Source organism: Polaromonas sp. P1_G4 (genome assembly GCF_056405475.1).
In genome coordinates this window covers 1-8,344 of the sequence record NZ_JBFUCA010000155.1, presented here as the reverse complement: position 1 = coordinate 8,344, position 8,344 = coordinate 1, and the positions used below count along the sequence as shown (strand labels likewise).

At 61.9% G+C, this 8,344-nt stretch carries 8 protein-coding genes; 2 read left to right on the top strand and 6 right to left on the bottom strand.

Annotation, left to right across the window (positions count from 1 at the left end; all coding sequences use genetic code 11):
• The 5 genes from AC1D1X_RS09975 to AC1D1X_RS09955 form a co-directional block, all read right to left on the bottom strand.
• On the bottom strand, positions 1-429 hold a 429-nt coding region (locus tag AC1D1X_RS09975), incomplete at its 3' end, for a hypothetical protein (protein WP_477698212.1).
• A gap of 11 nt (positions 430-440) precedes the next feature.
• Entirely contained in the window at positions 441-791 is a 351-nt protein-coding gene (locus tag AC1D1X_RS09970; RefSeq protein ID WP_477669538.1) for a GlpM family protein, read from the bottom strand.
• 69 nt (positions 792-860) lie between these two features.
• Positions 861-1,391 carry a GNAT family N-acetyltransferase gene (locus tag AC1D1X_RS09965; RefSeq protein ID WP_477669539.1) on the bottom strand — a complete coding sequence of 177 codons (531 nt, stop codon included), beginning with the start codon at positions 1,389-1,391 and terminating at the stop codon, positions 861-863.
• A gap of 83 nt (positions 1,392-1,474) precedes the next feature.
• A complete protein-coding gene (locus AC1D1X_RS09960) occupies positions 1,475-2,248 on the bottom strand; it encodes a DUF1223 domain-containing protein (protein WP_477669540.1) in 774 nt (257 codons plus the stop codon).
• 116 nt (positions 2,249-2,364) lie between these two features.
• Entirely contained in the window at positions 2,365-2,883 is a 519-nt protein-coding gene (locus tag AC1D1X_RS09955) for a hypothetical protein (RefSeq protein WP_457280877.1), read from the bottom strand.
• A gap of 225 nt (positions 2,884-3,108) precedes the next feature.
• On the opposite strand from AC1D1X_RS09955, the gene AC1D1X_RS09950 reads away from it, so the two are divergent.
• A complete protein-coding gene (locus tag AC1D1X_RS09950; RefSeq protein WP_477669541.1) occupies positions 3,109-5,472 on the top strand; it encodes a Tex family protein in 2,364 nt (787 codons plus the stop codon).
• Positions 5,473-5,596: 124 nt separating this feature from the next.
• Entirely contained in the window at positions 5,597-6,694 is a 1,098-nt protein-coding gene (locus tag AC1D1X_RS09945; RefSeq protein ID WP_477669542.1) for a patatin-like phospholipase family protein, read from the top strand.
• Positions 6,695-6,821: 127 nt separating this feature from the next.
• On the opposite strand, the gene AC1D1X_RS09940 is transcribed toward AC1D1X_RS09945, so the two are convergent.
• On the bottom strand, positions 6,822-7,928 hold the full coding sequence (locus AC1D1X_RS09940) for a porin (protein WP_477669543.1): 1,107 nt from the start codon (positions 7,926-7,928) through the stop codon (positions 6,822-6,824).
• Positions 7,929-8,344 lie beyond the last annotated feature (416 nt).

Below are 8,344 nucleotides of genomic sequence, written 5' to 3'. Positions count from 1 at the left end.
TGGCAACGACGCCCTGGCCTGGGTCATGATTTTGTCCTTCCAGGCTTTCCAGGGGGTGTAGAGCCGCGCGAACCACGGCATTTGCATGAGTGCAGGCTGGGTCAGTTGAAAGAGGCGTGCCGCCAGCGCGGTTCCGGTGAGTTTGGCCGCCAGTATCAGCGCCAGGCCGACAGTGACATGCCCCAGGCCGAACAGGTAAAGCGCCAGCAGCTTCAGCGGGATCAGCGCCAGCACCGGCACGCCGAAGGCGAGCAGCGCAGCCCAGGGCGGCAAGCGGGTGATCCAGCGCTCCAGCCGCCCCCACCAGGGCAGGCGCCCCAGTGCTGCAAAGCCGGCGGCCAGCGGCTCCCAGCCCCATTCTTCAAATAGCAAAAACAGCGCGACAGGCGCAAGCAAAATGGCCCGCAACACTTTTTTGAATTTGCCCATATCTGTTTTCCTTAAAGCGCCGAAGGGTAGGCACGGCTCCAGCCGAGCAGCAGCCCGCCCGCAGCAAGCGCCCAGGCCAGTGTGGCGCAGGCAAGCGTGACGGGCAGTGCCGCGCGCACGCTGAGCCAGTACACCACCAGCAGGTAAACCGCATAGGGGATGAGGGACCACAGGCCGAACAGTGCCGTGGTGCGAAGGTCTGCCGCGGAGCGTTCGCTGCCCACGATGTAGTGCGCAATCAGGGCAAAGGTGGGAAACAGCGGCACCAGGCCGGCGATGAAAAAGCTGCGCGACCGGGAAAGAAGGGCAATAACCAGCACGGCAAGCGCACCCAGCAGGCATTTAAGAAAAAGTGAAAGCATCGATCGAAAAGAAAAAGGAGTGCAGGGACGTGGCCGCAACAGCACGGCCCCACAGTTTATCGATGGGCACTATGGACACCCTTCGGCCTGTATCGCCTGCATGCCGTTTTGCGCTTCCCTGCGCATGAAAAAGATGCTGTCGTCTGAAAACTCGGGAATCACTGCAAAGCCGAGGCCTTCGTAGATGGTCAGCGCAGGGTGGTTGTCACGGTACACGCGCAGTGTGAAAGCTGTGGCACCGGTGTCACGGGCCGCCTGGGCCATTAGCAGCCTGCACAGCGTCGAACCCAGACCCTGGCCGCGCGCGCCGGGCGCCAGGATGATGCGGGCCAGATGGGCAGCACCTGCCTCACGCACCCAGAATTGCCCAAAGCCCAGCGCCTCTGCCGGACCCCGGCTCATGACAAAGCTGAAGGCGCCGGGTTCAGCCAGCAGTACCGGGAGCCGCTCGGGTTCAAACGGAAACTTCAGCTTGGGGCCGGCCCAGCGCAGACAGGTGCTGGCATCCTGGACCCATGTGGCCAGCGCCGCATAGTCGGCGGCCCCGGGCGGCCGCAAAACCAGCGAAGGAGCGCAGGGCGGTGATTGCGGGGAATCCATTGCGCCATTGTGCGGCATGCCCGAGGCCTCGCGTTGCCCCGCCTGTACGGTGCGCCAGGCGGTAGTCCTTCAGCGGCCGTGCTTTACGCGGCACATTGAAGGCTGACGGCCTGCAGGGTCTTGCCGGTTTGAGGGTCGAACACCACGAGATTCACCTGGCGCTCATGGCCCTGGGTTGGGGCAATGCTGCGAAAGGCCAGTTTTTGCGGCCCGGTGTCGCTGCTTTTGTATTCCCCGGCCTGGGTGTACTGGCGCACAACGAAGTCGTGTTGGAGAACCTCTCCGGCGTTTTCGCCGGCTTTCACTTTGGAGTTGTGCCCATGTTCAGTGACGGTCCAGTAGGCTGACCAGGACGGTGACACCTGCGGTGCGGACATCGGGGTGACGCTGGCTTCAAACTGGTCCGGCCCGAGTTGCCTGAGCACGATGCTGGCGCGCGCGGGTTCCTTGCTGTCGGCAGGCCTGCCACCCCAGCGGGGCCAGTCTTTGCCGTTGAGTACGGCCTGCGGTGTATAGATGCTGCGCAGATTGTTCCTGGACGCTATTTCGCGTTGCCGGCTGGTGTAGGCGGGCGCGGCAAAGCGGTCAACCCAGCCGATGTAGTCCCAGTAGCCGACATGAAAGGCCTGCACCACGGCCCCACTGCCTTTCAGCGACGAAGCCCATTTGTCAGCGGGCGGGCAGGAGCTGCAGCCCTCAGAGGTATACAGCTCAACGACCGGCGTGATGGTCGGCCCTGAGCTGATGGCGCAAGCGTTTTGTGCGGACAAGGCCCTGGACGTCAATGCCATCAGGACGATTGCGGTGATCAGCGGGGTATTGCGGCTGGAAGGCCGTGGGGGCGCGGTGTGCAGCATGAGGGTCTCCGTGGATTGCAGACCCCCATTGGTCGATGGACTTCGCCGGTTCTTACACCTGCCGGGCCCGGTTAATAAAAGAAAAGAAGGACGCGGCGCAACCGGTATTCAGGCACTCAAACCAGCGGCATGGTCTCCGAGTCTTTTTCCAGATGAGGAATGCCGCCATGCCGCTCAAGCCGGTCCTGGAGCTGGCCCATGTGGGCGGCCATGGTGTTGTCCGACTGCTCCAGCCGCGCCAGCAATGCCTGTTGCTGCTGCGAAAAGCGCTCGGCCAGCACAGTGGCGGCGGCGGCTTCCCGGTGCTGTGCGGCCAGGGCCTGCACCTCCAGGTAGCTCCGCAGTTCGGTAAAACGAGAGGCCTCGGCCTTGTCAGCCAGCTCACGCTGCGTGTTCAGCTCGCGTGCGTAGCGCCGGGTTTCCAGCAAGTTGGTGCTTTGCATGTAGAGCGTGGAGGCCAGAAACACCACCGTGGCAACCACCAGCAAGAGCAGCATCACGAAGCCCAGCGACACCTCCACGGTGGTAAAGCCCAGGCTGAGCATGCTCACACGGCTGAATTCATCGACATTGAGGGCCACAAAGCCCGCCAGCAGCAGCATGGCCACCACCAAAAAAATTGTGCGAGTCCGCATGTGTCTCTCCCCTGAAAATGTAAGAAATTGCTTTAAGGCAAGGACCATTATCAGAAGCAAAACAGCGCTGGCGCTGTGGGACAATGCCGACCCTTGGCGTCAGTTTGTACTCGGCGCACAGGTATCGGCTTTCCGCCAGGGCAGGCCGCATCGCCGGGCGGGCATTTGCCCCTTATTGACTTCCTTTTGGTTCTTTTCCGAGCTTTTTCGAACATCTCCTTCAATATGCAGAAAATCATCCGCCAGATCGCGGCAGAAATCAAAGTCCAGGAACACCAGATCAAGGCGGCCGTAGAGCTGCTTGACGGCGGCGCCACGGTTCCCTTCATCGCGCGCTACCGCAAGGAAGCCACCGGCGGGCTGGACGACATCCAGTTGCGCGAACTGGAATACCGGCTGGGCTACCTGCGTGAACTGGAAGAGCGCCGCGAAGCCGTGCTCAAAAGCATTGAAGAGCAGGGCAAGCTCACGCCCGAGTTGCGTGCAGCCATTGAGTTTGCCGCCACCAAGCAGGACCTGGAGGACTTGTACCTGCCCTTCAAGCCCAGGCGCCGCACCAAGGGCCAGATTGCGCGTGAAGCCGGCATCGAGCCGCTGGCCGACAAGCTGTTTGCCGACCCGTCGCTGGTACCTGCCGACGAAGCCGCGGCCTTTGTGAAGGCCGAAAAGAACGAAAGCGGTGACGACTTCACCACTGTGCAAGCCGTGCTCGACGGCGTGCGCGACATCCTCAGTGAACGCTGGGCCGAAGATGCCGGTTTGGTGCAGTCGCTGCGCAACTGGCTCTGGAGCGAAGGGCTGTTCAGCTCCAAGCTGGTGACCGGCAAAGACGAGAACAACGCCGACAACAGCAAATTCCGTGACTACTTCGACTACGACGAGCCGATTGGCCGTGTGCCTTCGCACCGTGCGCTGGCGGTCTTTCGCGGCCGCGGGCTCGAGATTCTGGATGCCAAGCTGGTGTTGCCCGAGCAGGCCGAGCCCGGCAAGCCCAGCATCGCCGAAGGCAAGATCGCGCTGCACCTGGGCTGGAGCCACAAGGCACGCCCGGCGGATGATTTGATCCGCAAGGCCGTGGCCTGGACCTGGCGCGTCAAGCTCAGCCTTTCGCTCGAGCGCGACCTCTTTACCCGTTTGCGCGAAGAGGCCGAGAAAGTCGCCATCAAGGTGTTTGCCGACAACCTGCGCGACCTGCTGCTGGCGGCGCCCGCCGGCCCGCGCGTGGTGATGGGTCTGGACCCGGGCATTCGTACCGGCGTGAAGGTGGCCGTGGTCGACGCCACCGGCAAGCTGGTGGAGACCTCCACGGTCTACCCGCACGAGCCACGCAAGGACTGGGATGGCTCCCTGCACACGCTGGCCAGGCTGTGCGAAAAGCATGGCGTCAACCTGATCGCCATCGGCAATGGCACAGCCAGCCGCGAAACCGACAAGCTGGCAGCGGACCTGATCAAGGGAATGGCCAAAGTGGAACAGGCCATTGAAAAAGTCGTGGTCAGCGAGGCCGGTGCCTCCATTTATTCAGCCAGTGAATTCGCTTCGCAGGAAATGCCCGACGTGGACGTGAGCCTGCGCGGCGCGGCCAGCATTGCGCGCCGCCTGCAAGACCCCCTGGCCGAGCTCGTCAAGATCGACCCGAAATCGATCGGCGTCGGCCAGTACCAGCACGACGTGAACCAGAGCGACCTGGCGCGCAGCCTGGACACCGTGGTCGAAGACTGCGTGAACAGCGTCGGCGTAGACCTGAACACCGCCAGCGTGCCGCTGCTGGCGCGCGTGTCGGGCCTGTCGCAAACGGTGGCCAAGTCGGTGGTGCGCTGGCGTGATGCCAATGGCGCGTTTGCCAGCCGTGCCGATTTGCTCAAGGTGACCGGCCTGGGCGCCAAGACTTTTGAGCAGAGCGCCGGCTTCTTGCGCCTGCGCAGCAGCAGCAACCCGCTGGACATGACCGGCGTGCACCCCGAAACCTACCCGGTGGTCGAAAAGATCATGGTGCACACCGGCAAGCCGGTGGCCGAGCTCATGGGCCGGGCCGAGATGCTCAAGACCCTGAAGCCCGAGCTGTTTGCCAACGAGCAGTTCGGCGTGATCACCGTCAAGGACATCATTGCCGAACTTGAAAAACCCGGCCGCGACCCGCGCCCCGACTTCAAGGTGGCCCGCTTCAACGACGGTGTGGAAGACATCAAGGATTTGAAGGAAGGCATGACGCTGGAAGGTACGGTCAGCAATGTGGCCGCCTTCGGCGCCTTCATCGACATCGGCGTGCACCAGGATGGTCTGGTCCACGTGAGCCAGCTTTCCAACAAGTTCGTGACCGACGCGCGTGAGGTGGTAAAAACCGGCGACATCGTCAAGGTGCGCGTCACCGAAGTCGATGTGGCGCGCAAGCGCATTGGCCTCACCATGAAACTCGACGCCGCACCGGCCCGCCGCGACGGCCCGCGTGACAACCGCTTTGAAAGCGCGCGGCCGCCGGGCGGGCAAAACCGCGGCGGCAACTATGGAGGCCGCCCAGGCGCACCACAACCGGCCGCCGCGACAGCCATGGAGTCGGCCTTCAGCAAGCTGGCGGCACTGAAGAAATAATTGTGCGCATGACGTCAGGTCGCCAGGAAGACATGATTTGACCTATTTTTAAGGTTGAATCAGGCCCGGGCGCTTGATTGACGGGCGCAACCAGCTATCAAAACAATAGCAACCATCCACCTTCATGCAAGCCCTCCGCATCTACGCCGGTCCCAAGGCACGCCGGTATATCGAGAAAAACGGCCTCAAGCCGGCAGACATTGCCGTTGTACCCGGGGCGGCTGGCGGGCCCAAGGGCTTGATCCTTGGCGCACTGGACCGCTTTATCTTTGGTGACTGGCTGGCGCAAAGCAGCCATCCGGTGGACCTGGTGGGTGCGTCCATAGGCGCGTGGCGCATGGCCACGGCCTGCCTGGACAACCCTGCGGCCGCATTCCAGCGCCTCGAAACCGATTACATCCACCAGCATTACGAACTCAAGCCCGGCCAGAAGCGCCCGACCGCCGATGCCGTCAGTGAGCAGTTCGGCCAGAGCCTGAAGGTTTTCTACGGGGGCCGGGTGCAGGAAGTGATTGGCCATCCCCGCTATCGGCTGCACATCGTCACCTCGCGTGGCCGCCACATGCTGGGCCGTGAGCACAAGGTGGCCACGCCGCTGGGCTACTTTGGCGCATTCCTCACCAACAGCCTGCACCGCAAGGCCATGGGCGCGTGGCTGGAGCGCGTGGTGTTTTCCACGCAGAACGCTTCCTTGCCGTTTTCAACGGCCGACTACCGGACCCGCCAGGTGCCGATGGACGAAGCCAATTTTCAGCCGGCGCTTCAGGCCAGCTGTTCCATCCCCTTTGTGCTGCGCTCCGTGCGCAACATCCCCGGTGCGCCGCCCGGCGCCTATTGGGACGGTGGCATCACCGACTACCACCTGCACCTGAACTATCACCGCGGGGGCCCGGCAGGGGAGGCGGGGTCATCGCCGGGATTGGTGCTGTACCCGCATTTCCAGAGGGCCGTGGTGCCTGGCTGGCTCGACAAGGGCCTGAAGTGGCGGCACGGAGCCACACATTTTCTGGACAATATGGTGCTGCTCGCCCCCAACCCGGACTGGATCAAGACATTGCCAGGCGGAAAGCTTCCGGACCGCGCGGACTTCATGCGCTACGGCCCCGATATCCAGGCACGCATACGCGCATGGTCGCAGGCCACGTCGAAAGCCGGGCAGCTTGCCGAAGAATATGCCCGGTGGCTGGAACGTCCGGACATGAACCTGGTTCATCATTTATAAACCGGCCGGAACACGCGCCTGGATGCAGTGTTCCCCCGGCGAGGCGCTCATAAAAAAGCCGCATGACGTGGCACGTCATACGGCGATTCCAGATCGCTGCCAGGCACATCAGCCTGGAGCGGAAGCCTCAAAACACGTGTGCAATACCCGCGTACAGCGACTTCGGGCTTTGGCCGACCGCCGAGAGCGCCAGGCCAGCCGAACTGCCACCGCCGCCGCTGATGGTGTAGCCTGCGTTGGCCTGGTTGCTGATCCTGGTCGCGCCGCCGTAGATCGTGGTTCGCTTGGACAGCGGATAGTCGTAGCGCAGGCCTATGGCCTTGGAATCCGAATTCGCCGTGGTCTTGTTTTTGAGCTGGCCGTAGGTGGCGATCAGCTTGCCTACGCCGACAGGTGCCGAGGCGCCGATCTGGTAAGCGTCAAGCGCGGGCGCACCAGTCGTGTCGCCGCGACGGCGCACAAAGATGGCAGACGGCTTGATGAACCCGAAATCGTAGGAGACAGCGACGTCAGTGTATTTATCGGTATTGCCGACTATGTAGATGGTTTTTTCCGTCAGGTAGCTGACTTGCGCCGCAAGCGTGCTACTGCTGTAGCCGGCTGCGATGTTGAGCACGTTGCCGGTGGACTTGGGTTGGCCGCCCGCGCCGGTCGATTCGCCGAAAGCATAAAACACATTGGCCTTGAAGCCGCTCCAGGTCGGCGTTGTGTACTGGATGGAATTGTCCCGGCGGGTGGTGGCGTCAGAGAGCGAGCCACCGTTGATACCTACGCCCGGCCCCGCGTAATAGTTCAGGGCGCCGGACATCGTGAATCCGGCRGGGTCAAAAGCCGCCATGGTTCCAAAATGCGGCGTGTACTGGCGGCCGATGTTGACGGCGCCGAAGTCACCACTCAAGCCCACGATCGCCAGGCGCTGAAACATGTAATTAGCCCCAGTCGGCACAGTGCTGGTGGGAATGGTCGCAGTACCTGTGCCAGCGCCCGTGTCTGTTAAAAAGCCGGCCTCCAGCACGAAATTCGCCTTCAGGCCGCCGCCGAGGTCTTCCGTACCGCGAAACCCGAAACGCGAACCCATGGCTCCCCCGCTGGAGACGCGTGTCACATTGCCGTTGCCAGCAGACGCGACTTCCAAATAGGTATCAACCGCGCCATACAGCGTGACGGAGCTTTGGGCCTGAGCGGCGCAACTGGCAGCGGACAGCACGGAAAGTGCAAATAGTTTGGTCTTCATCAGGTCTCCTAATGTTGTTGATATAAGCGTGCTTATCGATTCGACGCCGCCCTACAGGTCCCATGCACTGTTGTTTGCGGACAGCAAACACCGCGTGAAATCGCTAATCACTGCATGAGGTTAATGGGGTTTTAGTTATAAAAAATAAGTAAATAGTCTCTTGCCAACAATGACATTTATGGTTATAAAAAGTAATTAAATGATTTTGCGACTGATTCTTCGGCCAGAACGCAGCCTGGCTGCTCGCTACTGATCTGGCGATATAGCCGAGCATTGGCATGTAGCCGAAGAAAACATGCCAGAGCGGGAAGCTCAATACGGCGGCAGGTAGCCATGCGGCAACCGCTGGTTCAATGTTTTAAAGATGTCCTCCCAAGGCGGCGTACTTCCCCGGCGATACCGAGCACCATCACGGT